The sequence below is a fragment of the Streptomyces sp. NPDC002676 genome (genome assembly GCF_053592455.1).
The window spans coordinates 135,923-159,993 of sequence record NZ_JBSFVT010000001.1 but is presented as its reverse complement, the minus strand read 5'-3'; the positions used below and the strand labels follow the sequence as shown (position 1 = coordinate 159,993).

At 68.7% G+C, this 24,071-nt stretch carries 25 protein-coding genes, 1 tRNA gene and 3 pseudogenes; 16 read left to right on the top strand and 13 right to left on the bottom strand.

Annotated features, from left to right (window positions below):
- Positions 1–17 precede the first annotated feature (17 nt).
- Complete coding sequence (locus tag ACWD3E_RS00740) at positions 18–710, bottom strand: hypothetical protein (protein ID WP_451385378.1); 693 nt, start codon at positions 708–710, stop codon at positions 18–20.
- A 235-nt stretch (positions 711–945) separates the two neighbouring features.
- On the opposite strand from ACWD3E_RS00740, the gene ACWD3E_RS00735 reads away from it, so the two are divergent.
- Positions 946–1,821 carry a hypothetical protein gene (locus ACWD3E_RS00735; RefSeq protein ID WP_451385377.1) on the top strand — a complete coding sequence of 292 codons (876 nt, stop codon included), beginning with the start codon at positions 946–948 and terminating at the stop codon, positions 1,819–1,821.
- A gap of 308 nt (positions 1,822–2,129) precedes the next feature.
- On the opposite strand, the gene ACWD3E_RS00730 is transcribed toward ACWD3E_RS00735, so the two are convergent.
- The gene (locus ACWD3E_RS00730; RefSeq protein ID WP_451385376.1) at positions 2,130–2,762 is read right to left on the bottom strand and encodes an ATP-binding protein; all 633 of its coding nucleotides are present in this window, start codon (positions 2,760–2,762) and stop codon (positions 2,130–2,132) included.
- A 214-nt stretch (positions 2,763–2,976) separates the two neighbouring features.
- On the opposite strand from ACWD3E_RS00730, the gene ACWD3E_RS00725 reads away from it, so the two are divergent.
- The 3 genes from ACWD3E_RS00725 to ACWD3E_RS00715 all read left to right on the top strand — a co-directional run bounded on the left by ACWD3E_RS00725 (position 2,977) and on the right by ACWD3E_RS00715 (position 5,044).
- Positions 2,977–3,822 carry a helix-turn-helix domain-containing protein gene (locus ACWD3E_RS00725; RefSeq protein WP_451385375.1) on the top strand — a complete coding sequence of 282 codons (846 nt, stop codon included), beginning with the start codon at positions 2,977–2,979 and terminating at the stop codon, positions 3,820–3,822.
- Complete coding sequence (locus tag ACWD3E_RS00720) at positions 3,823–4,035, top strand: DUF397 domain-containing protein (protein WP_451385374.1); 213 nt, start codon at positions 3,823–3,825, stop codon at positions 4,033–4,035.
- A 154-nt stretch (positions 4,036–4,189) separates the two neighbouring features.
- On the top strand, positions 4,190–5,044 hold the full coding sequence (locus ACWD3E_RS00715) for a hypothetical protein (RefSeq protein WP_451385373.1): 855 nt from the start codon (positions 4,190–4,192) through the stop codon (positions 5,042–5,044).
- Here ACWD3E_RS00715 and ACWD3E_RS00710 read toward each other — a convergent pair.
- From ACWD3E_RS00710 to ACWD3E_RS00695, 4 genes are all read right to left on the bottom strand, one after another.
- Positions 5,032–5,889: an aldo/keto reductase gene (locus tag ACWD3E_RS00710; protein ID WP_451385372.1), complete on the bottom strand. Its 858-nt coding sequence runs from the start codon at positions 5,887–5,889 to the stop codon at positions 5,032–5,034. The genes ACWD3E_RS00715 and ACWD3E_RS00710 overlap by 13 nt on opposite strands.
- Positions 5,823–7,019 carry a JmjC domain-containing protein gene (locus ACWD3E_RS00705; protein WP_451385371.1) on the bottom strand — a complete coding sequence of 399 codons (1,197 nt, stop codon included), beginning with the start codon at positions 7,017–7,019 and terminating at the stop codon, positions 5,823–5,825. The genes ACWD3E_RS00710 and ACWD3E_RS00705 overlap by 67 nt, the downstream gene beginning before the upstream one ends.
- An 87-nt stretch (positions 7,020–7,106) precedes the next feature.
- The gene (locus ACWD3E_RS00700) at positions 7,107–7,274 is read right to left on the bottom strand and encodes a hypothetical protein (protein WP_451385370.1); all 168 of its coding nucleotides are present in this window, start codon (positions 7,272–7,274) and stop codon (positions 7,107–7,109) included.
- Between the two features lie 464 nt (positions 7,275–7,738).
- Positions 7,739–8,230 carry an ATP-binding protein gene (locus ACWD3E_RS00695; protein ID WP_451385369.1) on the bottom strand — a complete coding sequence of 164 codons (492 nt, stop codon included), beginning with the start codon at positions 8,228–8,230 and terminating at the stop codon, positions 7,739–7,741.
- A 252-nt stretch (positions 8,231–8,482) separates the two neighbouring features.
- Here ACWD3E_RS00695 and ACWD3E_RS00690 point away from each other — a divergent pair, with 252 nt between their 5' ends.
- The 5 genes and pseudogenes from ACWD3E_RS00690 (at position 8,483) to ACWD3E_RS00670 (ending at position 12,469) form a co-directional block, all read left to right on the top strand.
- Positions 8,483–9,826, top strand: a complete 1,344-nt coding sequence (locus tag ACWD3E_RS00690) for a transcriptional regulator (protein WP_451385368.1) — start codon at positions 8,483–8,485, stop codon at positions 9,824–9,826.
- A gap of 74 nt (positions 9,827–9,900) precedes the next feature.
- Positions 9,901–11,073, top strand: coding sequence for a serine hydrolase domain-containing protein (locus ACWD3E_RS00685; protein ID WP_451385367.1), 1,173 nt, complete (start codon positions 9,901–9,903; stop codon positions 11,071–11,073).
- 427 nt (positions 11,074–11,500) lie between these two features.
- Positions 11,501–11,803 (top strand): hypothetical protein, encoded by a 303-nt coding sequence (locus ACWD3E_RS00680; RefSeq protein WP_451385366.1) that lies wholly within the window; start codon positions 11,501–11,503, stop codon positions 11,801–11,803.
- A 73-nt stretch (positions 11,804–11,876) separates the two neighbouring features.
- Positions 11,877–12,266 (top strand): annotated as a pseudogene (locus ACWD3E_RS00675) (DUF5753 domain-containing protein); the annotation flags it as partial.
- An 8-nt stretch (positions 12,267–12,274) separates the two neighbouring features.
- A complete protein-coding gene (locus ACWD3E_RS00670; RefSeq protein ID WP_451385365.1) occupies positions 12,275–12,469 on the top strand; it encodes a hypothetical protein in 195 nt (64 codons plus the stop codon).
- Between the two features lie 58 nt (positions 12,470–12,527).
- On the opposite strand, the pseudogene ACWD3E_RS00665 reads toward ACWD3E_RS00670, so the two are convergent.
- Together ACWD3E_RS00665 and ACWD3E_RS00660 are read right to left on the bottom strand one after the other, a co-directional pair.
- Positions 12,528–12,668 (bottom strand): annotated as a pseudogene (locus ACWD3E_RS00665) (IS982 family transposase); the annotation flags it as partial.
- Positions 12,669–12,697: 29 nt separating this feature from the next.
- Complete coding sequence (locus ACWD3E_RS00660; protein WP_451385364.1) at positions 12,698–13,222, bottom strand: MepB family protein; 525 nt, start codon at positions 13,220–13,222, stop codon at positions 12,698–12,700.
- A gap of 189 nt (positions 13,223–13,411) precedes the next feature.
- Here ACWD3E_RS00660 and ACWD3E_RS00655 point away from each other — a divergent pair.
- Together ACWD3E_RS00655 and ACWD3E_RS00650 are read left to right on the top strand one after the other, a co-directional pair.
- Positions 13,412–13,684 (top strand): annotated as a pseudogene (locus ACWD3E_RS00655) (IS982 family transposase); the annotation flags it as partial.
- A 137-nt stretch (positions 13,685–13,821) separates the two neighbouring features.
- A complete protein-coding gene (locus ACWD3E_RS00650; protein ID WP_451385363.1) occupies positions 13,822–14,124 on the top strand; it encodes a hypothetical protein in 303 nt (100 codons plus the stop codon).
- A 71-nt stretch (positions 14,125–14,195) separates the two neighbouring features.
- Here ACWD3E_RS00650 and ACWD3E_RS00645 read toward each other — a convergent pair whose 3' ends face one another.
- Positions 14,196–15,152, bottom strand: coding sequence for a GlxA family transcriptional regulator (locus ACWD3E_RS00645; protein ID WP_451385362.1), 957 nt, complete (start codon positions 15,150–15,152; stop codon positions 14,196–14,198).
- A 157-nt stretch (positions 15,153–15,309) separates the two neighbouring features.
- Between ACWD3E_RS00645 and ACWD3E_RS00640 the strand changes: the two genes are divergently transcribed.
- On the top strand, positions 15,310–15,792 hold the full coding sequence (locus ACWD3E_RS00640) for a DUF2269 family protein (protein WP_451385361.1): 483 nt from the start codon (positions 15,310–15,312) through the stop codon (positions 15,790–15,792).
- 27 nt (positions 15,793–15,819) lie between these two features.
- Here the strand turns inward: ACWD3E_RS00640 and ACWD3E_RS00635 are convergent, their stop codons facing one another.
- Complete coding sequence (locus ACWD3E_RS00635; protein ID WP_451385360.1) at positions 15,820–17,208, bottom strand: SGNH/GDSL hydrolase family protein; 1,389 nt, start codon at positions 17,206–17,208, stop codon at positions 15,820–15,822.
- A 290-nt stretch (positions 17,209–17,498) separates the two neighbouring features.
- On the opposite strand from ACWD3E_RS00635, the gene ACWD3E_RS00630 reads away from it, so the two are divergent.
- Complete coding sequence (locus tag ACWD3E_RS00630) at positions 17,499–18,812, top strand: DUF445 domain-containing protein (protein ID WP_451385359.1); 1,314 nt, start codon at positions 17,499–17,501, stop codon at positions 18,810–18,812.
- Positions 18,813–18,860: 48 nt separating this feature from the next.
- The gene (gene rdgB, locus ACWD3E_RS00625) at positions 18,861–19,463 is read left to right on the top strand and encodes an RdgB/HAM1 family non-canonical purine NTP pyrophosphatase (protein ID WP_451385358.1); all 603 of its coding nucleotides are present in this window, start codon (positions 18,861–18,863) and stop codon (positions 19,461–19,463) included.
- A gap of 4 nt (positions 19,464–19,467) precedes the next feature.
- On the opposite strand, the gene ACWD3E_RS00620 is transcribed toward rdgB, so the two are convergent.
- Both ACWD3E_RS00620 and bcp read right to left on the bottom strand, forming a co-directional pair.
- Positions 19,468–19,554 (bottom strand) — tRNA-Leu (locus ACWD3E_RS00620).
- A 39-nt stretch (positions 19,555–19,593) separates the two neighbouring features.
- Positions 19,594–20,061 (bottom strand): thioredoxin-dependent thiol peroxidase, encoded by a 468-nt coding sequence (gene bcp, locus ACWD3E_RS00615; RefSeq protein WP_451385357.1) that lies wholly within the window; start codon positions 20,059–20,061, stop codon positions 19,594–19,596.
- 93 nt (positions 20,062–20,154) lie between these two features.
- Here bcp and ACWD3E_RS00610 point away from each other — a divergent pair, with 93 nt between their 5' ends.
- Positions 20,155–20,487, top strand: coding sequence for a DUF3618 domain-containing protein (locus tag ACWD3E_RS00610; protein ID WP_451385356.1), 333 nt, complete (start codon positions 20,155–20,157; stop codon positions 20,485–20,487).
- A 112-nt stretch (positions 20,488–20,599) separates the two neighbouring features.
- A complete protein-coding gene (locus ACWD3E_RS00605; protein WP_076089203.1) occupies positions 20,600–20,902 on the top strand; it encodes a GroES family chaperonin in 303 nt (100 codons plus the stop codon).
- An 85-nt stretch (positions 20,903–20,987) separates the two neighbouring features.
- Here ACWD3E_RS00605 and ACWD3E_RS00600 read toward each other — a convergent pair whose 3' ends face one another.
- The gene (locus ACWD3E_RS00600; protein WP_451385355.1) at positions 20,988–23,693 is read right to left on the bottom strand and encodes a transglycosylase domain-containing protein; all 2,706 of its coding nucleotides are present in this window, start codon (positions 23,691–23,693) and stop codon (positions 20,988–20,990) included.
- Between the last annotated feature and the right edge of the window lie 378 nt (positions 23,694–24,071).

Here is a 24,071-nt window from a genome sequence, read left to right as displayed (position 1 = left end):
GTCTCTCCCCGTTCTTCCTACTTGTCCATGTCGTCGATCGCCTCGGCGACCGCCTCGCGGCTCGCCGCGGGCAGCGTCCGGTAAATGCCCCACAGCTTGTCGAGCGGGCTCAGGGACCGCCGGTCGGCCGCGGCCCAGCCGGCGAAGGCGCGCCGCTCCATAGGAGAGAGGTTCTCAACGAGCTCCAGCAGAGCGCCAAGGTCCACCTCGCGGTCCGCGCCCCCACCCGTCACGCACTTCTTGCACTCGGTGACGAACTGGTACTCGGTCTCGCCGTCATCCAGCAGCACCTTGCGGCGAGCCACATTCAGCACCGCAAGCTCGATACCGTCCTCGTAGGCCTCGCCAGCGCCGATACCGCACGTCCTGCACAGGTGGTTGTCGGCCTGAAGAACCTTCGCGCGCTGCGTCGCGGTGAGGCTGTTCTTGTGCTTCGGCACCTTCGCCTGGCCGGGAATCCAGACGTCCGCACCCCGGGCCACGAAGCGCTGCTCCTCCTGCTTCAGGCTGGCGTCCTCACGGCTGGTGTCGATCTTCCAGCCGTGGGCCCGGAGCTCGCGGACGCGCCGGTCGATCTGGGCGACATCCGAAAAGGCGGTCCGCAGTTCCCCCTTGGTGAAGAGGTTTCCCTCCCCCACCACGCCGACCAGCCAAAGCGCCGCCCGCGCCTTGCTTCCCATGTTCTTGTCCTGCCACGACGGCAGCGTCATCTAGCGCCTCCGGTCAAGTCGAACAGCACACCACTTCACGCCACGCAGATGCTCCGCAAACGCATCTGCCGCAGCTCCCCCCACCTGTCGGGCGGTATCTCAAGTCTTGCACCAGAGACCGAATGGAAGTCCAGCAAAAGAACGCTTGCTCGCAAAAGAGCAAGCGCCAACAAGCTTGCATGCGTGCACAATTGCTGGATCTGGCATCAAGTCGGGTCTTTGGAGGGGAACAGACATGGTGGTCGGCGCTGGCATGACGGTTGGCAACAACAAGTGGGCGACAAAGCAGCTCAGCAGTGACGTTCCGCCTGGTTGGCGCGCGTTCGCCCTGACCTTGCAGGGCCTCTGCCAGCACCTTCTGCCAGACCCACCGGCAGCCGGATTGCCACATAAGCGCCTTACTCAGGCGATGGCGGCCAAAAGACTGCATAGCAACACAAGTTCACTCTCACGGTTTCTCAGCGCCCGTACAGTTCCCAGCTGGGAGTTCGCTGAGTACCTGCATAAGGAGGCTTGCGTCGACGCGGGCGGCGAAGACCGTGTCGGCATCGGCCTTGACAAGCTGAGGGAGTACCACGGCAAGGCCGAAGCTGAAAGACGCTGCTCCGACTGCCCCATCCTGCGGACCCGCATGGAGCCCTCCCAGCAAACGGCGGAAGACCTTGCTCTCCTGCGTCAGGAGGTGTCGAAACTTCGGGCGTCAGTCGCCGATTTGAAGGCGTCCCGGGCCGGCTTGCGCGCTCGTCTCGCCGTCCGGGCGTCATCAACTCCGCTGCCGGTCCCCCGCCGCAGGGGGGACCGGCAGCGGCTAGACAACGACAAGGCAGCCGTACGCCAGCTGGCCAGCCGCGCACAGGATGTTCATGCCGCCGACAGCGCGTCTGCGGCCCTCATCATGCTGTGTCAGACAACGGAGTCGTTGAGCCCGCTGGAAATGGCCGGACTCCTGCTACTGCTCAGGAAGCAGCAGCAGGACGACCTCGCGGACAACCTGATCCGCATCTACGGCCGGGACCAGGACATACACGAGGTGATGCACGCGGCACTGTCGCTGCACGAGCACGGTGCGGTAGACGATGCCGGCGAACTCCTGCGTGCGGCTGTTGCCTGAGGTGCCGGCAGGGTTCAGGTCCCGCGATCGCTAGGTGTGGGCATCGCCCCACGCTTATCGGACGCCGCGCGGTCATCCCACCACCTCCTGCGCGCGGGCAACAGATGCATGCCCACGCCGGCCGCCAGACCGGCGATCCCGAGGTAACCGGTCTCGTGGATGGGCTCCTGCCCGAAGCGTGCAGTTCAGCTGACTGCGGGAACGCCACGCCGAGCGCACCGAGCCGACGCTGCTGCCGCTACTGGTGGTCCGCACCCAGCGCCTGTACGGGCTCAGCCGGAAGAGAAGTTGCGACCTGTCACATCAGCTCAGGCCGCGCCCGCTTCTGCCTCGTAGTGCATCTGAGCGCGATCCAGGATGTCGTCTGGATCATGGCCTCGGGCGGCGGACCAATGGAGCAGGTCCGCAATCAGTTCGACGGCGGACTCTTCCAGGACGGTGACCCACCCGAACCCCGTCAGCGCAGCCGCACTGGCTGGACCGTTGTAGTACTGCAGCGCCTCCGCCGCCCGCTCAATACGCACGCAGTCCCGACTGGAACCCACCGCCACTTCACACCAGACCGCTTTGCCGACGGCGGTCAGCACCGTTCCCCAGTCAGTCGCGAGGGACGCCAGAAGATGCAGACCCCGGCCACATTCGTCATCGCAGCCCGAAGTATTCAGCGTCGGCAGGGTGCTCCCCTTGTCGTGCACTTCAAGTCGCAGCCGCTCACCTCTGCGTTCAAGGATCAGCGTCGCTGAGACACCCTCGCCGACGTGCTTGACGACGTTGGTCGCCAGCTCGGTGACAAGCAGGGCGGCCTCATCCACGTCAACCGGGGTTCCCCACTGGATCAGCTGTCTGACGGCAGCGCTCCTGAGCAGACGCACTTCCGCCGGCGCTGCCTCGAAGGGCAACACGCAGCGGAATCGAGGTTCGGTGTCGTCGTAGCCAGGCACGGTCACTCCTCCCTCCCGGGCCACGCGCGCGCTGCGCCTGCCGTGTCTGCACGGCTGCGCTGCGTAGCGAACTGGTTTGAGCATGGCATAGAGAAGTCTTGCCATGTAACTTCTCACGAGAACCCATCGGGTGAATCTGGTGGCTGTCGCGCCTCGCCCTGCCTAGCCTGGCGAGGATTTCACCGGCCATAGACCCGCGGGGAAGAGGAGCCGAATGTCGGAACGGACCACAACGCGTCGGCGCCAACTGGGCGCCATGATGCGTAAGTTGCGTGCCCGCAAGGGGTTGACTCTTGAGGAGGCCGGGCGGCTTGTCGGCGTCTCGAAGGCGACGGTCAGCCGCTACGAAACCCAAGCGGGACCGGTCAAGTGGATCGTCATTGAGGCGCTGTGCCGTGAGTACGGAGCAACTGAGGTCGAACGAAAAAGCGTTGTCGGTCTAGCGAAGGACGCAAAGCAGCAAGGCTGGTGGAACTCGTTCGCAGACTCCATCCCCGAGAGCATGAACCTGTTGCTCACCCTTGAGGACGAAGCCGTGCGCGAGAGTCACTTCTCCTGTGTCTACGTCCCCGGCCTCCTCCAGACGCGGGCCTACAGCACGGCACTACAGAAGGCCAACGAAGTACCCCTGGAGCAGGCGGAGATCGACCGTCTGGTCGACATCCGTATGAAGCGGCAGGAGATCCTCACCCGCTCGAAGCCGCCGCGTCTGTGGGCGATCCTCGACGAGTCCGTCATCCGCCGCGTAGTCGGGTCACCTCAGACCATGAAGGATCAGCTCGATCGACTGCTCGAAGCGAACGAGTCCCCTCACATCACGCTCCAAGTGCTGCCCTTCTCGAAGGGAGCCCATGCCGCCGCACTGGGCAGCTTCGTCATCATCGGCGGCCCCGAGCCAACCCTTGATGTGGTGTACGTCGACTTCCATACAGGCTCCCTCTTCCTGGAGAAGGACGAGGAACTGGGCCGATACAGACTTGCGTTCGAGTACCTCCAGGCACAAGCGTTGGACATGGAGGCCTCCTCCGCCGTGATCCATCGCGCCCTGAAGGAGCTGTGAATGTCCGCCGGCCCTCAGCCCGCCCCCGAGCCAAGGTGGTTCAAGTCGTCGTACAGCGGCGGCAACGCGACAGAGTGCGTGGAGGCTGCCCACATCCCGTATGGCGTCCTCGTGCGCGACTCGAAGAACGGCAACGGGCCCGTCATCACCGTCCGGCGCCCGGCCTGGCACACGTTCTCGGAGGCCTTGCGGAAGGGTCAGTTCGAAGGCTGAAGTGCGGACATGATTGGCGCATCGTCTTCGACGTCGGTGAATGCCTCGCAGATGAGACCCGGGAGTACGGCACCTTTGTCTCTGTTGGGTCAACAACTGCTCGGCTTGCCAAGCGGCGCCCTCGGCGAAGCGTCCCGCTGCTACGGTCGCCCTTATGACGCTCTCGGCATCAGCTCGATCTGTCGACCTTCGGGTCGAAACGGTTGATCAAGTGCTCGATCATGTAGAGCGGTCGCTTCAGACTGCCCTGGATCGCAACACGATGGTGCGTAAGCGCCGCACAGTCGGAGCGCGAACCGATCGCGGCACGTGGGTACGTGTCGAGAGACGGCCGATCGACAGCATCGGGGTCCAGGGCTGGAACGGCACGGAGTGTGCCGCGCGCCTTGGGGGCATCATGCAGCCCGCATGGCTCGGGTGCGTGGTCTGGCAGGACTCGGAGGAGCCCGTGATGTGGCGGGCCGACGAGACGGAACTCCTACCTGGAACGCCGATCGGAACCGCTGTGCTCAGCGAAACCCCGGTTCTGCTGGATGAATGGTGGCGAGCACTCAACACCTCGTTGGACGCCCTCGCGGCCCAGGACACAAAGCGAGTCGCCACGCCGGACACCGTCACCATCACCCAGGCACTCGTCACCGAGTCCATCTGCGGTGTCTTCTCTGGCGACGTCGATACGACCGTCGAGCAGTGGGTACCTGCCCACGCAGACCTGAACTGGGCCAATGTGACAGCGCCGACATTCAGCCTTTTCGATTGGGAGGACTGGGGGATTGCGCCCCTGGGGCTGGACTCCGCTTCGCTGTGGGCAAGTTCCCTTGCCATCCCGGCTCTGGCCGATCGCGTACGGCACGAGCGCCGGTCCGACTTCGGGAGCCGGGACGGCAAGCTGATGACGCTGTTCGTCTGCTCAAAGATCCTCGGGCCGTACGCGCATCCGGAGGATCCCCGGCTGGATCCCGCGCAGCGCATGGCCGAGCAGGTCATCAAGGACCTTCAGGCAGGCTGACCGCGCGAGCGCTCCCGAAGGAGAATCCGGTACTCCTGGATGGCCCGCTCCTCGACCTCGCCGGCCAGGGCGCCTACGAGTTCGCCCAGATGGGCGGGCTCATCGCTGCCCACGGCGACGGAGTCGACCCGCGGGAGGTGATATGCGGCTCTGAACGCCGCCTGCACGCGGGTGAGCCGACTGCCGTCCCGGAGGAAGACGCGTGGGTCGATCCTGGCCCACACCGGCGCGCCAGTGTTGCCTCCGAACGGGCTCATCCCCCACACCTCGCCGTCGCCCAGGTCCCATGCCTTGGTGAGGGCGTCTGAGGCATCCAGCGTTCTGGCTCCGACAAGCAAACCGGCGCGGACCATGAGGACCGATGGTCTCGGTGCGGTCGTGTCGATCAGGGTCGGCAGTGGCGACGGATCCCAGGACGCGACGCCCCAGGCGGCGCACAGACCCTTCGCTGTCGCGTCGTCGAGGGCGGTGCACGCCTGCGCCAGTACGTCCTGGTGGTGAGAAGCGGCTTCACGGAGCGAGTGTTCCGGGTTGTGCAGGAATACCAGGTTCGGCTCCCGTCCAAGGTCCTCGGCCGCCTGTTCCACAGCCGCGTGCAGCCGTACGGGATCCAGGGAGTGCTCCACCCCCTCCGGCCCCGGGAAATAGCCGACCTTCGTGGAGACCGTGAACTTCGGCAGCAGGTCACCGGCTGTCCGCGCCAGGATCTGATGCGAGCGGAAGCCGAGGTAGTTGGTGCTGGTATCGAGCGCGGTGACACCGAGGTCCAGCGCTCCGGTCAGGAGACGGCGTTCGTGACGAGACCGGTGTAGCCCGAGGACAACTCGGGGGTCAGCACCGCGCACAGGTCCTCCTCCACCAGGATCTCGGCGAGCACCGTCACTTCGGCCCCGGCAACGGCTGCGGCCCGCTCCAACGGGACCGGCTTGCCGCTCAGCAGCAAACGCAGTGCGGGCAGGGCCTTTGCCGTGAGGGTGAGCTTCTTCCCTGAGGCCACGACGTCGACGGTCTCCCCGTTCTCCTGGATCCACGGAGGGAAGTGGGTGGTGCACACCACGACGTCGAGCGGCCCGAGCATGTCGAGGAACGGCACATGCCGAGGCAGCGCGGTCTCCTGCTCGTACGCGGCCAGGAAGTCGGCCGGGGAGCGTTCGCCGACCAGTTGGGCGGCGGCCTCGGCCAGGGCTTCGCCGCCGGTTCCCTGCCAGCGGTCCAGGTCGTGCCGAAAAACCTCTCGCTCGCGGCACCAGTCGGCCAGCCACGCCAACCAGCTCGCTCCCGTGCGCTTGGTAATGCCGAACGTGACGTGAAGGCTCTTGCCGGAGCCCCTGCCGGTCCGTGTGGCCTGGTGCCAGTGGCCTCGGGGGATGTGCATGACGTCACCGGTCCGCATGACCCCGGACCAGATGATCTCGTCGCCCGGAGTGTTGTTGGGGTCGGAATCCCGGTACATCGGGACCTTGCGGGAGGCCGCGCGCACCTCCCACTCCTTCTCACCTGCGAGCTGGACGATCACCACGTCGTGGTCGTCCCAGTGCAGAGGGAAGCCAGCGGCGTCGTTCGTCGTCAGGTACGCGTTGACCTGGACTCGCTCGTGGGTCCACCACTGCAAGGCTCGGCAGGCGACCTCCATCGTCGGATCGAAGACGTTGGCCTGATCCAGGATCAGCGTCGCGCCTTCCCGTAAGAGCCTTCCCAGGCTGCGCATGTTGACGATGGGGATGCTCTGGCCGCGAGGACTGACGCTGTCGGTGTAGTAGATGGCCGGGTGGACTTCCTGGCCCTTCTGGAAGCACCGGAACTGCGGGCGGTTCAGGCTCCTGCGCATCGCGATGTCGAGCAGGCGGTTCGGAGTCATGATGCGGGAAACGAGTGCGGGGTCATCCAAGCTGCCGCGTACGAAGCCCTTGCCCAGCCCGTCCGCTCCGCTCCATCCGAGCGCTGTCTCGATGGCGCTGATCAACTGATGTTCCATCGCTGCGTCCTCCATGGGTTCGACCACGTGATTCGGACACGGTGGGGGCCGACACGGCCGGTCGTGCCGGCCCCCGCCGCTTGGTGCCTACTCGCTGTCGTGCAGGTTGCCGTCGCCGCCCGGCCACGGCGCGTCGCCGGAACTCCCGGCATTGTCCGACCGGAGGCTGTCGTAGCGGTCGTGGACGACGGTCAGCTCTTCCACCGCCACCAGGAGGCCACTGCGGGCCGGAGGCGGTGCCATGCGCTCTTCCACCTCGTACTCCTTCCTCTTCGGGTCTCCCGCCAGGGATCTGGCGGGAGGTCGTGGCCGCCCCACGGCCGTGGGAGAGATGGAATTCCGTGGGGCGGCGGTCATCGAGTGGCGCGATGAGCCGCAGTGCTGGGCCTACGGCCGGACAGGTCGGCGGTTCATCGGCAGGACGGCCGTGTCCTGGCGCATGTTGGTCTCCAGGACGCGCTGGTCCAGTGCGTAAAGACACGCGCGGCAAGAGAAGAGATCCGCGTGCATACCGCTCGACCGGACCGGCCCGATCCACGTCACCTCGACGTCATCACGTCCGCACCACAGCCAGCACTCGCCACGCACCTGCCACTCATGGCGGTCCCACAGCGCGTATGCAGTGGGCTCCCCTGTGACGGGGTCGATGTCGCGGCGGGTGGGCCGGAACACCACATCGGGATCAGGAGGCGGAGCGGCTCGTAATGCGTGCCGTCCCATCACGCGACTGCCAGGTTGAGCGTCTCGGGCTCGGCTACGACCCTGCGCTTCTGCCGCGGCACGAATAGCCGGCGCAGAAGGGCGGCTCGGATGGCGGGCGCCGTTATGGGGAGAGCGATCTCCGCCCATACGTGCTTTCCGCGGCCGGATGGCTCCCAGGCACACCGCGAAGCGAGGCATCTCACCAGCGCCAGACCGCGCCCGCTCTCGTCGTCGGCCTGCGCACAACTCGTTGTCGGAGCCGATGGGTTGTCATCAAGAACGTCGATCACCACGCGGCCGGGCCGGTGGTACAGCGCGACGGTGACGGCCCCCTCCCCATGGACCACCGCGTTGGTGATCAGCTCGGAGGCAACGAGACGGATGACGTCAGCCGTCTCGTCGTCCAACGGCACGCCCCACGTACGCACCTTGTCGACGACCTTGCGCCGGGCGAGGGGCACGTCCCTTTCCGTACCCGCGAGGACGAATCGATGGACGAGCGTGGGCATGACGGACGCCTCCGAAGGGCTGGAGAGCGGCTCCGCCTCCGACGGGGAAACGGGGACGGAGCCGCCGATCTGAGGAACCGTTCCGGGAGTGGACGACCTGTGCGTTCTCCGTGAGCGGCTGATACTCAGTCAACGGCCCCAGCGGCCAAGGCGGAACGTTTCTAGGGGGTTCCTCGTGGGGACGCCCTCCCCGTATGCGGACACGCGAAGTAGCCTCGCCACTACTCCGTGAGGGGATGAGGGAGTGATGACGTGCCTGGTGACCCGTTAGCAGTCCACCCGCTGAGCTTCCTCCGCCAGACGCGCGGATGGGGGAAGGCCGAGTTCGCCCGACTCATGCAGGCGCACGGGCGGTCACTCGGAATCCCGCTCGCGACCAACCGGACGACCGTATGGAAGTGGGAGCAGGGACAGGAGCCGGACGCGGACGCCCAGCGCGTACTCGCCGACCTGCTGCACGTCCCGTATGAGCAGGTACGGGAGCAAGGGTGGCCCCGGTGGCTTCCAGTCTGGGAGGTGACAGGGCTCACCGCCCCGTGGACCGAGGCCGGTACCGTTGAGGCGTTGTCCGAACTCGTGGGAAGTGGCCGCATGGACCGCCGGGGCTTTCTCACGATCACCGGCGCCGCCCTGACGGGCCTCGCGGCGAGTTGGGTGGACGCTCCCTCCGTCTTCGCCTCGGTCCTCAACGGAGACCGGGTCACAGACACGATGGTCTCGACGATCGAGCAGCGCATCAGCACGCTCCGCACCCTCGACGACCAGCTCGGAGGGGCCAGGCTCCTGGAGCAGGCACGCGGCGATCTCGCCCTGGTCACCGGTCTCCTGAGCGCGGGCAGGTACACGGAGAACATCCGAATCCGCCTCTACGCCCTTGCGGCCCGGGCGTCGCACCTGACCGGCTGGATGGCTTACGACGCAGGGCTGCGGTCCGCCGGCCAGCGGTACTACGTCGGGGCCCTCCGCAGCGCCCGTACCGCTGGAGACGATGCCTTCGGCGCCTTCATCCTCGCGGAGATGGGCGTTCACGTTTCCGAGGCCGGACGGACCGCCGAACGCGTCGACCTCATCTCGACCGCCATCGACAACGCCCCTCGAACGCTGGCGCCGTACACGCAGTCCTTCCTCTACCTGCACAAGGCCGAGGCACTGTCACGCGACGGTGACCACCAGAAAGCCGGAAAGGCGCTCAACCGCGCCGTGTCCCTCTGGGAGCGCCACACAGCGGAGGAGAACCCGGACTGGCTCGAATGGTTCGGCGAGGCCCAACTGAAGTCGACCGAGGGTAAAGTCCTGCTGCGGTCAGGGCAGGTGGAGCGCGCAACGGGTGCCCTGGAGACCTCCGTGAAGAGCGCGGCTCCCCGGGACAAGGCCGTACGCTCCAGCCGCCTGGCCGAGGCCCGGCTCGCCGGCGGCGACCTGGAGGGGGCACTGGACGCCGCGAACTACGGTGCCGGGCTCCTGGAGAGCAGTGTCAGCTCCGTACGGGCTCTGGAGCGCTTGAAGGAGTTCTCCGCACGGCTCGAACCACGCAAGTCCGTCCCCGCTGTCCGTGAGTTCCGCGAGCGCCTTCAAGCACTGCCCGTCGCGGCGTGACAGTCACCGGCCTCAGATTTCGAGGGTGAGCCCGCCCTCTCGGAGCAGGCGGTCCCAGTGCCAGGATGGACGGCATGACGACGATCGACGGTGAGGTCGCGGCTGGGTTCGAACCGGTGCGTGAGGCGTTCGCGGCGAACTTCGCCCGGCACGGGGACATCGGCGCGGCAGTGTGCGTGTACCGGTACGGCCGACCGGTGGTGGACCTGTGGGGTGGCGTCGCTGATGCCGAGACCGGTCGTCCTTGGGCGCGGGACACGCTGCAACTGGTCTACTCGGCTACCAAGGGGGCGACCGCGACCGCGGCGCACATGCTGGCCCAGCGCGGTGCGTTGGACTTGGACGCGCCGGTGGCCAGGTACTGGCCGGAGTTCGCTGCGAACGGCAAGGCGGACATCCCGGTGCGCTGGCTCCTGTCCCACCAGGCTGGCTTGATCGCACTGGATCGACCGGTCCCGCTGAACGAGGCGTTGGCCTGGCATCCGATGGCGGCCGCGCTGGCTGCTCAGCGCCCTCTGTGGGCTCCGGGCACGGCGCACGGGTATCACGGTCGGACCTGGGGCTGGCTTGTCGGCGAGGTGATCCGCCGAGTGTCCGGCCGCACGCCGGGCCGCTTCTTCGCCGACGAGATCGCCGCCCCCCTCGGGCTGGACTTCTTCATCGGACTGCCAGCGCGTGAACGCGACCGGGTCAGCCGCATGGTGTACCAGCGGCCTGACGTTGACCTCACCACTGTGCCCGCCGAGTCGGTTCCCGAAGAACTCCGCGAACGGGTTGCCGCGTGGCGCGACCCGAACTCGTTCAGCAACAGAGCGTACGCGGTCACCGACCCTCCCGAGATCGACTTTGACTCGCCTGAGGCGCAGGCCGCGGAACTCCCTGCCTCCAATGGCATCGGCACCGCACGCGGCGTGGCGCGCATGTACGCAGCACTGATCGGCGACGTGGACGGCGTGCGCCTGCTGAGCCCGCAAACTCTGGAATCGGCGTCCAAAGAGCAGGCCAGCGGAATGGACCAGGTGATGCTGATCCCCAGCCGATTCAGCTCCGGATACATGCTGCCTACCGAGACCAACCCCATGATCGGGCGGAACTCCTTCGGCCACACCGGTCGAGGCGGCTCGCTCGGCTTTGCCGACCCGGAGCACGGCATCGCGTTCGGCTATGCGATGAACAACATCATCGGGGGCCCCAACGATATGCGTGCGACGTCACTGGTCGACGCGTTGCGAAGGTCGCTGGCGTAGCTGACCGAGGACGGCGCCAGAACACGGCAGCGGGCCCGTCGTCGCAGTCCGAGGCACGGCCTGGCTCGCGTTCTCGCGGGCACTGCGGAGGGGCCAGTTCGAACGCTGAAGTCTCAGATGATTCGCTCAGTCGCGCAGTCCTGAGACCAGAACGCTGCCGACCTTCCGCGGTGAGAGCCTGCCCCGTTCACCGCCCTTCTCCTTCACCGCTGGGCTCATGCTCAGGCGGTCCCCGCGTCCACCCGGTAGACGATCTTGCCGTCGAACTCCGCGAAGCCGAGGGACTTGTAGAAGGCCCGAGCGCTCGGGTTGTCGCGGTCCGTCATCCACTCGACGCGAGGGCCCAACCGAAGGCGGTGTCTAGCTGCGCGTTAGCCTCGGGCGAGAATCACGACAGCACAGGCAACAGGGACACGAGGAGGCACTCATGGCCAAGGTTCCCAGCGCGGTGGTCGCCGCCAGTGGGCTCGTCGGGGGTTACGGGGTCGCCCGTTGGACCAAGAAGCGGCAGCTCGGCGGGGCCGTGCTGGCCGTCGCGGGGGTCGCCGCCGCGCAGCAGTGGCGAAAGCAGGCCGGAGGGAAGGCCGCGGGGGCGCTGACCGCCGCGTACGTCGCCGCCTTCGCCGGGTCCCATCCGCTGGCCAAGAAGGTCGGTGCCTGGCCGTCCGTGTTCGGTGTCGCCGGGGCTGTGGCCCTTGCCTCCTGGGCCGTCGCCGACCGCAAGGCCTGAGCACACTCAGGGGCGCCGTCGGCCCCAGGGCGCCCGTGCGGGCTTACGGCGCCCCCTCCCGGAACGCCCTCACCAGCGCCAAGACGTACTCACTGCTGACGCTGCCCCGACCTTCACCGGCATCGTGCACGAAGCAGCGCTACGCATGCAGTTCGGAGGGCCTCGGGTCTCCCGCGAACAGCTCGAATACTTGCTCGCTCAGTCTGAGAAGGACGGCGTGACCATTTTGGTCGTCCCGTCTGCCCAGGGCGCGTTTCCCGGGGCAGGGCAGACGGTCCTGTACGCCGAAGGGCCGACAAAGCAGCTAGACACCGTGCAGATCGACAACTCTCACGGCCCTGACTTCCTGTACGCAGAGGCCGAACTAGCCAAGTACCGGGCCCACTTGGACCGAATGGAGGACTTGGCGCTGCCTCCCGACGGTTCAAGGGACTTCATCCAAGCCATCGCACGCGAACTGTAGGAGACGCTATGCCCGAGATCCAGTGGGAAGATCCGTTCTGCGGCGAAGGGAACTCGTGCTTCCGGCTGGGAGTCGATGGGGCTGGCAATGCGTACATAGCGGTGAGTGGCCAGGAGGACCATTTCATCATGGACAGCCGAGACGCCCTGCAGACCATGATCCTGGACATCAAGGCCGGTAAGGCGGACCACCTGCTTCAGTGAGGCGGTCCAGGGAAACCGGCCGCATGGCTCAGTAACTAGACGAGTCATTCCGATGTGATCAGTGGTCGTAGGCGATCAGGGATCGCATGACAGGCTGCCGGATCTTGTGGTTGTGCCAGACCGCTGCGGCCAGCGCGAGGACGCGCTGGGCGACGCGGGCGGCAACGCCCTCGAAGGTCCGGCCGCCATGCTGTTCCAGGTCGCCGGACGCCGTCGCGCAGCGGGCACCTATGGGTGGTAGAGGGCGTGGGCGAGAGTCAGGTCGGCAAGCCCGTCCTGACCGAGGTTGAAGAAGTAGTTCACCTGCCATGCCTGCGTGCTGCGGGCCTGCCGGTTGGTCGTGGTCACCCACGGCGGGTAGACGCGGAATCCGCGCTTCCCGCCGGAGCCGTCACAGGAGACGATGTTGCGCTCGCACAACACCTCGCGCGGGAACACGAACTGTCCGAAGCCGTCGTCGTCGCAGCTGCTGATGACGAAGAGGTCCACTCCGTCGTCGGCGTCGAAGGGCCGGATCGGCCCCTCTTCAGACCGCTGCCACACGGTGACGAACTGGCCCACCTTCGACGGGGTGGTCTTGGCCACGCGGAACCGAACCGAGCGGTCATCGAGCGTGAACGCGCACGCCGCGTACTCGGCACTCTCCAGTTCGGGAACCGGCAGCGAGCAGACGAAACCGCTCGGGTCGTACACCAATGCCTTCGCTGCCAGCAGGTCACCGTGAAACCCCGTCCACGGCTGATTCGAAACCATGCCGTCATCCTGCCATCGCACCCGTGCGCACTGCTTTGGCCCCTCATGCCGCCAGCCGTGCACCGCCACCCTCGAACCCGAGGTGCATCCTCCGGGCAGAGCCCATGCGAGCCGCTCCGAACGCTGACGGTGTGTCCGGGAACACGGACAGGGCATCCAAGATCGATCTGTGATGAATGACCTGAAGGCCTGCTCACCGCGCTGTGCGTGAAGATCGACGATGAGATCGGAGATACCCGATGGCTGGGTCGCCCGCCGCGGTTGACGGACTCCGGGCTCATCTGCCTCGCGGTTGCCCAGGCGATGCTGCGCCTTGCCTCGGAGTCCAGGTGGCTGCGGTTCGTCCGCTCCCGCCTCGGCTCGATGTTCCCGTGCGTGCCGGAGCAGCCTGACTGGAACAAGCGGCTGCGGGCCGCGCTACCGCTGGTCAAGCGGACGATACGACTCCTCGCCATTGACACCAAGGTCAAGCTTCCTGAGGGAGCGCATCGGCCGCTCGGACGGGTCTGAGGGGCCCGACCGAAGGCGGTGCCTGGCTGCGCGTTAGCCTCGGGCGAGAATCACGACAGCACAGACAACAGGGACACGAGGAGGCACTCATGGCCAAGGTTCCCAGCGCGGTGGTCGCCGCCACTGGGCTCGTCGGGGGTTACGGCGTCGCCCGTTGGACGAAGAAGCGGCAGCTCGGCGGGGCCGTGCTGGCCGTCGCGGGGGTCGCCGCCGCGCAGCAGTGGCGGCAGCAGGCCGGGGGGAAGGCCGCGGGGGCGCTGACCGCCGCGTACGTCGCCGCCTTCGCCGGGTCCCATCCGCTGGCCAAGAAGGTCGGTGCCTGGCCGTCCGTGTTCGGTGTCGCCGGGGCTGTGGCCCTTGCCTCCTGGGCCGTCGCCGACCGCAAGGCCTGAGCACGCCTGAGCACACCCAGGGGCACCGTCGGACCCAGGGCGCAGCCAGCCCCAGGGGCGCCCGTGCGGGCTTACGGCGCCCCCTCCCGGAACGCCCTCCGGTAGGCCTGTGGGCTCGTCCCCACCACCCTTCGGAAGCGTTCCCGGAATGCCGTCGGTGAGCCGAAACCCGCCTGGGTGGCGATCCGCTCCACCGGGTGCGGTGTCGTCTCCAGGAGGTACTGGGCGCGTCGTATCCGTGCCCGGTGCAGCCACTGCACCGGTGTCGTGCCGGTCTGTTCGCGGAAGCGGCGGTTCAGGGTGCGGCTGCTCATCCTTGCCCGCGCCGCGATCTCGTCCAGTGTGAGGTCGCGGTCGCAGTTGTCCTGCAGCCAGGTCAGGAGGGGTTCGAGGGTCGCGCCCGCCGGGGCCGGGGGCAGGTCGTGGACGATGAACTGGGACTGGCCGCCCTCTCGTTCAAGGGGCATGACCGACATGCGGGCCGCGTGCGCCGCCACCGCCGAGCCGTGGTCCTTGCGGATCATGTGCAGGCACATGTCCAGGGCCGCGGCGGCGCCCGCCGAGGTGAGGAACTGGCCGTTGTCGACGTAGAGGACGTTCGGGTCGACCTCGATCCTCGGATACCTCGCCGCCAACTCCGCCGCCGCATGCCAGTGAGTCGTCGCGCGCAGGCCGTCCAGCAGGCCGGTGGCCGCGAACACGAACGCGCCGACGCAGATCGACGCGATACGCGTGCCGTCGGCAGCCGCCGCGCGCAGCGCCTCCGCCACGCCCGGCGGCAGCGGCACGGAGAGGTCCGCCACCCCCGGCAGGATGATCGTGTCCGCGTCCGTCAGCGCCTCCAGGCCGTACGACGCCCGCACCGCGAAGGCGCCGGCAGCCGCCCCCACCTCCGGCTCCGGGGCGCAGACCCGCACCCGGTACGCGGGGCGGCCGTCCGGCAGTCTCGCCCAGCCGAAGGTGTCGATCGGCACGGAGAGGTCGAACGGGATCACCTGGTCAAGCGCCAGGACGGCCACGGTGTGCATGGCAGGAAGGTAGCCGGGCGGCGGAATGTCGCCAAGCGGGGGGATGGCAGGAAGCCGTGTCAGGCGGTATTCGTGGCGACCTGGCTGGCGGGAATCCGTTGAGTGATGGCAATCTCGCCACTTCTGTGTGATCCCCTTCCCCGCCTACCGTCCCCCCGTGACCAAGTTCCTCCTCGCCGTCCACGTCCTCGCCGCGATCGTCGCCATCGGGCCCGTCACCGTCGCCGCCAGCATGTTTCCGCCCGCCGCGCGGCGGGCCCTCGCCGAGCCGGGTGACCTGCGCGCCGCCGCGACACTCCAGCTCCTGCACCGGATCTGCCGGGTCTACGCCGTCGCCGGTGTCGTCGTCCCCGTCTTCGGGTTCGCCACCGCCGGTCAGATGGGCGTGCTCGGGAGCGGGTGGCTCATCGCCTCGATCGTGCTGACGGGTCTCGCCGCCGTCGTCATGGCCGCGCTGGTGCTGCCCGCCCAGACAGCCCTCGTGAGCGGCACCGGGAGCGAGGCCATGGGGAGCGACGGCACCGTCGGCAGCCGGGCGCAGACCGTGCGACTCGCCATGGTCACCGGGCTGTTCAACCTGTTGTGGGCCGCCGTGACGGTCCTGATGATCGTCCGGCCGGGGTCCACGACGGGAGCCTGACCGGACACCGGCAGGAACCGGAACCGTCTACAGCTCCGCCCGCCCCGCGCCCTCCAGCGACCACAGGTCGAAGGTCTCCGCCATCTTGCGGAAGCCCAGGTCGCTGGGGTGCAGGTGGTCGCCGGAGTCGTACTCGGGGCGCAGGCTGCGCGGGTCGTAGGGGTCCCGGAGGGCCTTGTCGAAGTCGACCACCTCGTCGTACACCCGCCCCGCCCTGATCTGGGCGTTGACCTGCTGGCGTACCGCCTCCCTCGGCTTCGTCCAGCCTCGGTGGCCCTTGAAGGGCATCAGGGTGGCGCCCACGACCTTCAGACCGCGGGCGTGGGCCTGGCGGACCAGGGTGCGCAGGCCCGCGGTGATGCGGTTCGGGTCGGCGAGGCGGGGGTTGCGGAGGATGTCGTTGATCCCCAGGTCGATGACCACGACCTTTACGTTCGGGCGGGAGAGCGCGTCGCGCGTGAAGCGGGTCACGCCGCTCTCGTTCTCGGCGGGGCGGCCCAGGCCGTTCGCCAGGACCTGGTTGCCGCTGATGCCCTCGTTCACGACGCTGTAGCGCGGCAGTTGCTCGCCGCCCGTGACCGCCGTGCGCAGCCGGCCCCACAGGACGTCCGGCCAGCGGTGGTTGGCGCCGACGGTGGACGTGATGCCGTCGGTGATGGAGTCGCCGAAGACCACGACCGTGCCGGTGGACTCGTTGCTCAGCACGTCCAGGGCCGTCAAGTAGCGCCAGTACGGGGTCTGTTCGGTGTACGGGGTGCCGGTGGCGTCCTCGGTGCGGTCGCCGTCGGCGACGTACGACAGCTGGCGGGCGCGGAGGTGGTACGTGACCGGGCCCGAGGGGGTGGGCGAGTACGAGGTGACCAGGACGTTCGTGTCGTGCGGGATGGCAAGGCGGACGGGGTCGCTCACCGTCTGGGCGCCGGGCGGGATGACGACGGTGGTGCTGCCGTTGAAGGTCAGCCGGCGCATCGTTTCCGCAGCGGCAGCGGCGGTGTCTTCGCCCGCCGCCAGGGCGATGGACGCGTGCGTGATCGTCAGCGGCGACTGGCCGTAGAGGTTGGAGAGGGTGACCCGGGCGGCCGTCCCGCCCGTGCTCGCGTGGACGACGTTGCGCACCGAGTGGCCCGCCAGGCCCGCCGTCTCGGTGCCCGGCTCGCCGCCCACCGGAGCGGTCGCCCAGGAACCGACCCAGGCGCCGGTGGAGGCGGGGGCGGCGGAGGAGTCGTGGTGCGGGCGGTTGCCGGCGATGGTGTTCTGCGGGGTGCCGTCGTCGGCCGCCACGACGACGTAGATGACCGCCGACAGGGCCACGACCAGCGCGACGAGCGCGCTCAGGACCGCACGGTGCTTCGCGGGGGCGCCGGCCTTCGGCGGCTTGGCAGCGGGCGCCGCACCCCCGTCATGACGCCTGGTCACGCTGTTGTTGTTCTCCTCGGGCAGAGTGGAGCCCGAGGCTCCGGTCTGATCAGCCCATGATGCGTCATGGGCTGAAGAGGGATGGCAGCGGCCTGCCGGAAACACCTGGTCGGCCCTGGCGGCCCGGTCCGTCGGTCCCCGTCAGTCCTCGTCAGTCCTCGTAAGAAGGCTGCCCGCCCCATGTCACACAGACGCCGGGAACTTCCGTTCCGTTCCGGTAGTCGGTCATGCAGGGACAATTGTCTGCGGGATCACCGAACGCCGAGCGGTGGAGCTGAACGGTGGAGCTGATGGAACCTACCGAGACCGGAACACCGGCCCGGGTCGCGTCGTACCGGACCATGACCGCCTTCACCCCCGCCGACGAGGAGCGCCGGCGCGGGGTACGGCACATGAAGCTGACGGCGACCGGGATGTTGCTGTTCGTGGCGGTGGTGTACGTCCTGGCCAAATGGGCCGACCAGGCGGGCGCCGGGCCCTGGGCCGGATACGTGGCCGCGGCGTCCGAGGCCGGCATGGTCGGCGCGCTGGCCGACTGGTTCGCCGTCACCGCCCTCTTCCGCCACCCCCTCGGCCTGCCCATCCCGCACACCGCGATCATCCCCACCAAGAAGGACCAGCTCGGGGTCTCCCTCGGCGAGTTCGTCGGCGAGAACTTCCTCTCCGAGGACGTCGTACGGCAACGGCTGCGCGCCGTCGGCATCGGCAGCCGCCTCGGCGCCTGGCTCGCCGTACCCGAACACGCGGACCGGGTGACCGCCGAGCTGGCGACCGCCCTCCGCGGCGCGCTGGCCGTACTGCGCGACTCCGACGTCCAGGCCGTCGTCGGCGAGGCGATCACCCGGCGCGCCGACGCCCAGGAGATCGCGCCCGGCCTCGGCAAGATGCTGGAGAAGATCGTCGCCGACGGCGGCCACAAACGGGCCGTCGACCTGATCGTCTCCCGCGCCCACGACTGGCTCGTCCTGCACGGCGACAGCGTGATGGACGCCGTCGAGGGCGGCGCCCCCGGCTGGACCCCGCGCTTCGTGGACCGGAAGATCGGCGAACGCGTCTACAAGGAGCTGCTGCGCTTCTGCGCCGAGATGCGCGACATGCCCTCCCACCCCGCCCGCGGCGCCCTCGACCGCTTCCTCATCGACTTCGCCTCCGACCTCCAGTCCGACACGGACACGCGCGCACGGGTGGAACGGCTCAAGGGCGAGGTGCTCGGGCGGGGCGAGGTGCAGGACCTCATCGCCTCCGCGTGGACCGCCGTACGGTCGATGATCGTCGCGGCGGCCGAGGACGAGCGCAGCGAGCTGCGGCTGCGGGTACGGGCCGCGCTGCTGTCCCTGGGCACGCGGATGGCGAGCGAGCCGAAGGTGCAGGAGAAGGTCGACAACTGGGTGGAGGGCGCGGCGGTGCACATCGTCACCACCTACCGCAGGGAGATCACCTCGCTGATCACCGACACCGTGGCCGGCTGGGACGCGGAGCACACCACCCGCAAGATCGAGGCGCACATCGGGCGCGACCTCCAGTTCATCCGGATCAACGGCACGGTGGTGGGTTCGCTCGCGGGTCTGCTGATCTACGTCATCTCGCAGGCCGTGGGGGCCTGAAGCGGGCGCGCTTCGGGGGCGGGGGCGGGGCCAGGAATACTGGCCTCCATGACGCGCTTGATCCTCGCCACCCGCAACGCCGGAAAGATCACCGAGCTGAGGGCGATCCTCGCCGACGCCGGACTCCCCCACGAACTGGTCGGCGCCGACGCCTACCCGGACATCCCCGACGTCAAGGAAACCGGCGTCACCTTCGCCGAGAACGCCCTGCTCAAGGCCCACGCCCTCGCCCAGGCCACGGGGCTCCCGGCGGTCGCGGACGACTCCGGGCTGTGCGTCGACGTCCTGAACGGCGCCCCGGGCATCTTCTCCGCCCGCTGGGCGGGCAAGCACGGCGACGACAAGGCCAACCTGGAGCTGCTGCTGGCCCAGCTCGCCGACATCGCGGACGTGCACCGGGGCGCGCACTTCGCCTGCGCGGCGGCGCTGGCGCTGCCGGACGGGACGGAGCGGGTGGTCGAGGGGCGGCTGGTGGGTGCGCTGCGGCATGCTCCGTCCGGCACGAACGGGTTCGGCTACGACCCGATCCTCCAGCCGGAGGGCGAGACCCGGACCTGCGCCGAGCTGAGCCCCGAGGAGAAGAACGCGATCAGCCACCGGGGGAAGGCGTTCCGGGCGTTGGTGCCGGTGGTGCGGGAGCTGTTGGGCTGAGCCCTGGTGCGGCCGGAGGGACTCGAACCCTCACGGGAGTTACCCCACTGGGACCTAAACCCAGCGTGACTGCCAATTCCACCACGGCCGCGTGGTGTTGCCCGGCCATGCTAGCGGCCGGGCAACATCGTCAGATCCCCAGGTCCTTGATGATCTTGGCCACGTGGCCGGTGGCGCGGACGTTGTACAGGGCCCGTTCGACCTTGCCCTGCTCGTCCACGATCACCGTGGAGCGGATGACGCCGAGGTACTTCTTGCCGTAGTTCATCTTCTCGCCGAAGGCGCCGTACGCCTGAAGGACCTGCTTGTCGGGGTCGGCGAGGAGGGTGACCTTGAGGGACTCCTTCTCGCGGAACTTCGCCAGCTTCTCCGGCTTGTCGGGGGAGATGCCGATGACGTCGTAGCCGGCGTCGGCCAGCAGGGAGAGGTTGTCCGTGAAGTCGCAGGCCTGCTTGGTGCAGCCGGGGGTCAGGGCCGCCGGGTAGAAGTAGATGATCACCTTGCGGCCCTTGCGGGCGGACAGGGAGACCTCGTTGCCGTCGGCGTCGGGGAGGGTGAAGGCGGGGGCAACGTCCCCGGGCTGGAGTCGCTCGCTCATCGGAACAGCGTAACCGGGGGGCCTTGCCGTGCGGCGAAGCCGGGAGCTGACAGACTGTCCAGAACAGCATCAGGAGACTTCGGAGGCCGTACGGTGGCGGACACGTCGGACACGAGAACCCCGGCGCAGATCGAGGCGGACATCAAGCGCCGCCGTGAAGTGCTGGCGGAGACGCTCGACGAGATCGGGATGCGGGTGCACCCGTCGACGATCGTCGGGGACGCGAAGGCCAAGGTCGTCGCTCATATCGATCACACCGTCGGACGGGCCTACGTTCAGGTGAACCGCCTGGTCAGTGATGTGCGGGCGCAGTTCGTGGACGAGGAGGGCGCGCCCCGGATGGAGCGGGTCGTGCCCGCCGCGCTCGTCGTCGTGGGGGTCGTGGGGCTGCTCGCCCTAGGGTCGCGGCGGCGTGACAAGGACTGAGTGAGGCGGTGCCCCGGGCGGGCACCGGAGTGGTCGAGGCAGGTAGGTTCGAGGCGTGAGCGCCAACAGAAACGAGCACAGGACCCCCCATCACGACAAGCTCCCCATCCGGATGCTGCACGACCGCGTGCTGGTCAAGCAGGACACCGGTGAGGGCGAGCGCCGGTCGGGGGGCGGGATCCTGATTCCGGCCACGGCGGCCGTCGGGCGGCGGCTGGCCTGGGCCGAGGTCGTCGCGGTCGGGCAGAACGTCCGGACCGTGGAGCCCGGGGACCGGGTCCTGTACGACCCGGAGGACCGGGCCGAGGTCGAGGTGCGGGGCGTGGCGTACGTGCTGATGCGGGAACGTGATCTGCACGCCGTGGCCGCGGACCGCTTTGAGGGGTCGGAGGACTCCACGGGGCTTTATCTCTGATCCACGGGGATGTATCTCTGATACAGACGCTGAGGGCCGGTGACTGTTGTCACCGGCCCTCTTTGTCGTTGCTTTGCTATCGGTCCTACAGTGCTCCGCCGCCTGTCGTCGGGCCTCCGGGGCCGCCACCTGTCGTCGGGCCGCCGGTGCCGCCGCCGTCGGTGCCGCCGCCGTCGGTGGCACCGCCTGTGGTGGTGCCTCCGGTGGTCGTACCGCCGCCGTCCGTGGTGGTGCCGGTGGTGCCGCCGCCGTCCGTCGTCGTACCGCCGCCGTCGGTGGTGGTGCCGGTGGTGCCGCCGCCGTCCGTCGTCGTGCCGCCGTCGGTGGGGTTGCCGTTGGTGGTGCCGTCGGTCGGGGTGCCGGTCGTGCCGCCGTTGTCCTGGTTGTCGCCGGTGGTGCCGCCGCCGTTGTCCTGGCCGCCGTTGGTGCCGGGCTCGGTCGAGGGGTCGGCGGTGGGCGGTGCGACCTGGTCGGCGCCCTGCTGGAGCTGGAGGTCGAAGTCGGCCGCCGGCTTGCCCTGGAGCGCGTCGCGCGTGTACTGGGCCCAGATCTGGGTGGGCGGGCCGCCGCCGTTCATGCGGGGCTGGCCGAGGGCGCCGTAGAGGGACACGTGCTTCGCCGTCACCGGGTCCTGGCCCATGACGGCGACGACGGTGGCCAGGTCGGGGGTGTAGCCCGCGAACCAGGCGGCCTTGTCCTCCTCGGCGGTACCGGTCTTGCCGGCCGCCGGGCGGCCCGCGGCCTGCGCGGCGACCGCCGTGCCGTTGTCGACGACGCTCTGCAGGACGGAGGTGGTGGTGTCGGCGGCCTCGCGGGTGACGGCCTGCTTGACCGTCTGCCCGGGCAGCTTGACCTCTGTGCCCTCCTTGGTGATCTTCTCGACCATGGTGTACGTGCCGTGCTTGCCGTGGTTGGCGAGGGTCGCGTACGACTCGGCCATGTCCAGCACGCTGGCGTTGGCGGTGCCGAGGGCGATGGACGGGTACGGGTTGAGGTCCGGGGTGCCGGAGGGGATGCCCAGGTCGATCGCGGTCTGCTTGACCTTGGCGGGGCCGACGTCGACGGCCATCTGGGCGTACACCGCGTTCACCGACAGGTCGGTGGCCTTGCGGACGGTGATCTGGCCGTACGACTTCTGGTCCTCGTTCTCGGGGGCGTAGGCGCCGCCGGCCCAGCCCTCCACGGGGCGCTGGTTGGTGCCGTCGTAGTAGGTGTTCGGGGTGATGGGGCGGCCGTCCTGGGTGGTCGAGCCGTTCTGCACCGCGGAGGTGAACACGAACGGCTTGAAGGTCGAGCCGACCTGGAAGTCACCGCGGGTGGCGCCGTTGGTGTACTGCTTCACGTAGTCGATGCCGCCGTACATGGCGACGACCTTGCCGGTCTTGGGGTCGACGGAGGCGCCGCCGGCGCGGACGTAGGTGTCGGCCTTGTTGTTCTTCTTGTCCAGCTTGGAGATCAGCTGGTCGTTCACCGCCTTGACGAAGGAGTCCTGCCTGTCCTTCTGGATGGTGGTGGTGATGCGGTAGCCGCCGGCCGCGAGTTCCTCGGCGCTGATGATGTTGTTGGTGATCAGGTAGTGCTTGACCGCGTCCACGAGGTAGCCGCGCTGGCCGGACATGCCGGTGGAGACGGTCTGCTCCTTCGGCATCGGGAACTTCATGCCGGCGCGCTTGGCCTCGCTGAGCCAGCCCTTCTTGACCATGCCGTTGAGGACGTAGTTCCAGCGGGCGACGGCCGCGGACTTGTTCTCGGGGTGGGCTACGACGTCGTACTCGCTGGGCGCGTTGACGAGCGCGGCGAGGTAGGCGGCGCGGGCCGGGTCGAGGTCGGTGGCGTCCATGCCGTAGTAGGCCTGGGCGGCGGCCTGGATGCCGTAGGCGTTGCGGCCGAAGTAGCTGGTGTTGAGGTAGCCCTCGAAGATCTCGTTCTTGGTCTTGTTGCGGTCCAGCTTGATCGCGATGAAGAACTCCTTGGCCTTGCGGGTGAGCGTCTGCTCCTGGGCCAGGTAGTAGTTCTTCACGTACTGCTGGGTGATGGTCGAACCGGACTGGGTGCCCTTGCCGGTCGCCGTGTTCCAGGCGGCGCGCAGCATCGCCTTCGGGTCGACGCCGGACTCGGAGTAGAAGTCGCGGTCCTCGGCGGCCAGTACGGCGTGCTGAGCGTCCTTGGAGACCTCGGCGAGGCTGACGTTCTCGCGGTTGACCTGGCTGTCGCGTGTGTCGCGGGCGATCTGGGAGCCGTCGGCGTAGAGGTAGACGTTGGCCTGCTTGGTGGCGAGGGCGTTGGCCGGCGGGATCTTCACGAGGGAGTAGCCGAGGAAGAACAGGCCGATGAGCAGCAGCACGCCGACGATGAAGGTGCTGAGCACCATGCGCCAGGTGGGGATGATCCGCCGCCAGCCGGTGCGCTTGGGCCGCTTGGGCTTCTTGCCCTTGCCACCGCCGGCTCCGCCGTCGGCGGAGGGGGTGGGGGTCGCCGCGTCGGCGGAGGCCGACTTGGTGGCGGCGCCGATTACGGCTCCACGCGCGGCCTCGGCACCGGCCGCGGCGGGGTTCGGGCGGGGGGTACGGGCAGCAGCGGGGTTCACCCCGGCGGACGCGGAGGCCGCGGTGGCCGCACCCTCGCCGCCGGGCTGGCCGGGCGCGGGCTTCCGGGGTGCGTTGACACGCCGGAGGACCTGAGTGCTCTCGGCGGGACGGTCCCCGGCGCCCTGAGCAGCGGGGCCGGCCTTGCCGGAGGGGGCGGGCGACTGGGACGACTGGGGCGACTGCGGTGCCCTGGGCGCATTCACGCGCCGGAGGACCTGAGTGCTCTCCGGCGACTGAGGCTGCTCGGCGTCAGAACGCCCTGCGGAGCCGGCGGACCCAGGGGCAGCCGAGGCCTCCCGGGAGCCGGCGGACTCACCGGCAGCCGGGGTCTGCCCGGAAGCGGCGGAACCACCGGCACCGCGAGTCTCCCGAGGAGCCGCGGACCCACCGGCAGCCGAGGCCGCCTGAGAACCAGCGGACCCACCAGCACCCCGGACCTCCCGGGAAGCAGCAGCCCCACCCGCAGCCGAAGCCTGCCCCGAAGCGGCGGAACCACCGGCACCGCGAGTCTCCCGAGGAGCCGCGGACCCACCGGCAGCCGAGGCCGCCTGAGAACCAGCGGACCCACCAGCACCCCGGAC

Bases quoted from the DNA above. Each gene is read 5' to 3' on its own strand.
- ACWD3E_RS00740 (WP_451385378.1), bottom strand. From the start codon at position 710: ATGACGCTGCCGTCGTGGCAGGACAAGAACATGGGAAGCAAGGCGCGG.
- rdgB (WP_451385358.1), top strand. From the start codon at position 18,861: ATGACGCGCTTGATCCTCGCCACCCGCAACGCCGGAAAGATCACCGAG.
- bcp (WP_451385357.1), bottom strand. From the start codon at position 20,061: ATGAGCGAGCGACTCCAGCCCGGGGACGTTGCCCCCGCCTTCACCCTC.
- ACWD3E_RS00605 (WP_076089203.1), top strand. From the start codon at position 20,600: ATGCTGCACGACCGCGTGCTGGTCAAGCAGGACACCGGTGAGGGCGAG.
- ACWD3E_RS00725 (WP_451385375.1), top strand. From the start codon at position 2,977: ATGTCGGAACGGACCACAACGCGTCGGCGCCAACTGGGCGCCATGATG.
- ACWD3E_RS00705 (WP_451385371.1), bottom strand. From the start codon at position 7,019: ATGGAACATCAGTTGATCAGCGCCATCGAGACAGCGCTCGGATGGAGC.
- ACWD3E_RS00685 (WP_451385367.1), top strand. From the start codon at position 9,901: ATGACGACGATCGACGGTGAGGTCGCGGCTGGGTTCGAACCGGTGCGT.
- ACWD3E_RS00645 (WP_451385362.1), bottom strand. From the start codon at position 15,152: ATGCACACCGTGGCCGTCCTGGCGCTTGACCAGGTGATCCCGTTCGAC.
- ACWD3E_RS00715 (WP_451385373.1), top strand. From the start codon at position 4,190: ATGACGCTCTCGGCATCAGCTCGATCTGTCGACCTTCGGGTCGAAACG.
- ACWD3E_RS00670 (WP_451385365.1), top strand. From the start codon at position 12,275: ATGCCCGAGATCCAGTGGGAAGATCCGTTCTGCGGCGAAGGGAACTCG.
- ACWD3E_RS00695 (WP_451385369.1), bottom strand. From the start codon at position 8,230: ATGCCCACGCTCGTCCATCGATTCGTCCTCGCGGGTACGGAAAGGGAC.
- ACWD3E_RS00735 (WP_451385377.1), top strand. From the start codon at position 946: ATGGTGGTCGGCGCTGGCATGACGGTTGGCAACAACAAGTGGGCGACA.
- ACWD3E_RS00680 (WP_451385366.1), top strand. From the start codon at position 11,501: ATGGCCAAGGTTCCCAGCGCGGTGGTCGCCGCCAGTGGGCTCGTCGGG.
- ACWD3E_RS00720 (WP_451385374.1), top strand. From the start codon at position 3,823: ATGTCCGCCGGCCCTCAGCCCGCCCCCGAGCCAAGGTGGTTCAAGTCG.
- ACWD3E_RS00660 (WP_451385364.1), bottom strand. From the start codon at position 13,222: ATGGTTTCGAATCAGCCGTGGACGGGGTTTCACGGTGACCTGCTGGCA.
- ACWD3E_RS00630 (WP_451385359.1), top strand. From the start codon at position 17,499: ATGGAACCTACCGAGACCGGAACACCGGCCCGGGTCGCGTCGTACCGG.
- ACWD3E_RS00650 (WP_451385363.1), top strand. From the start codon at position 13,822: ATGGCCAAGGTTCCCAGCGCGGTGGTCGCCGCCACTGGGCTCGTCGGG.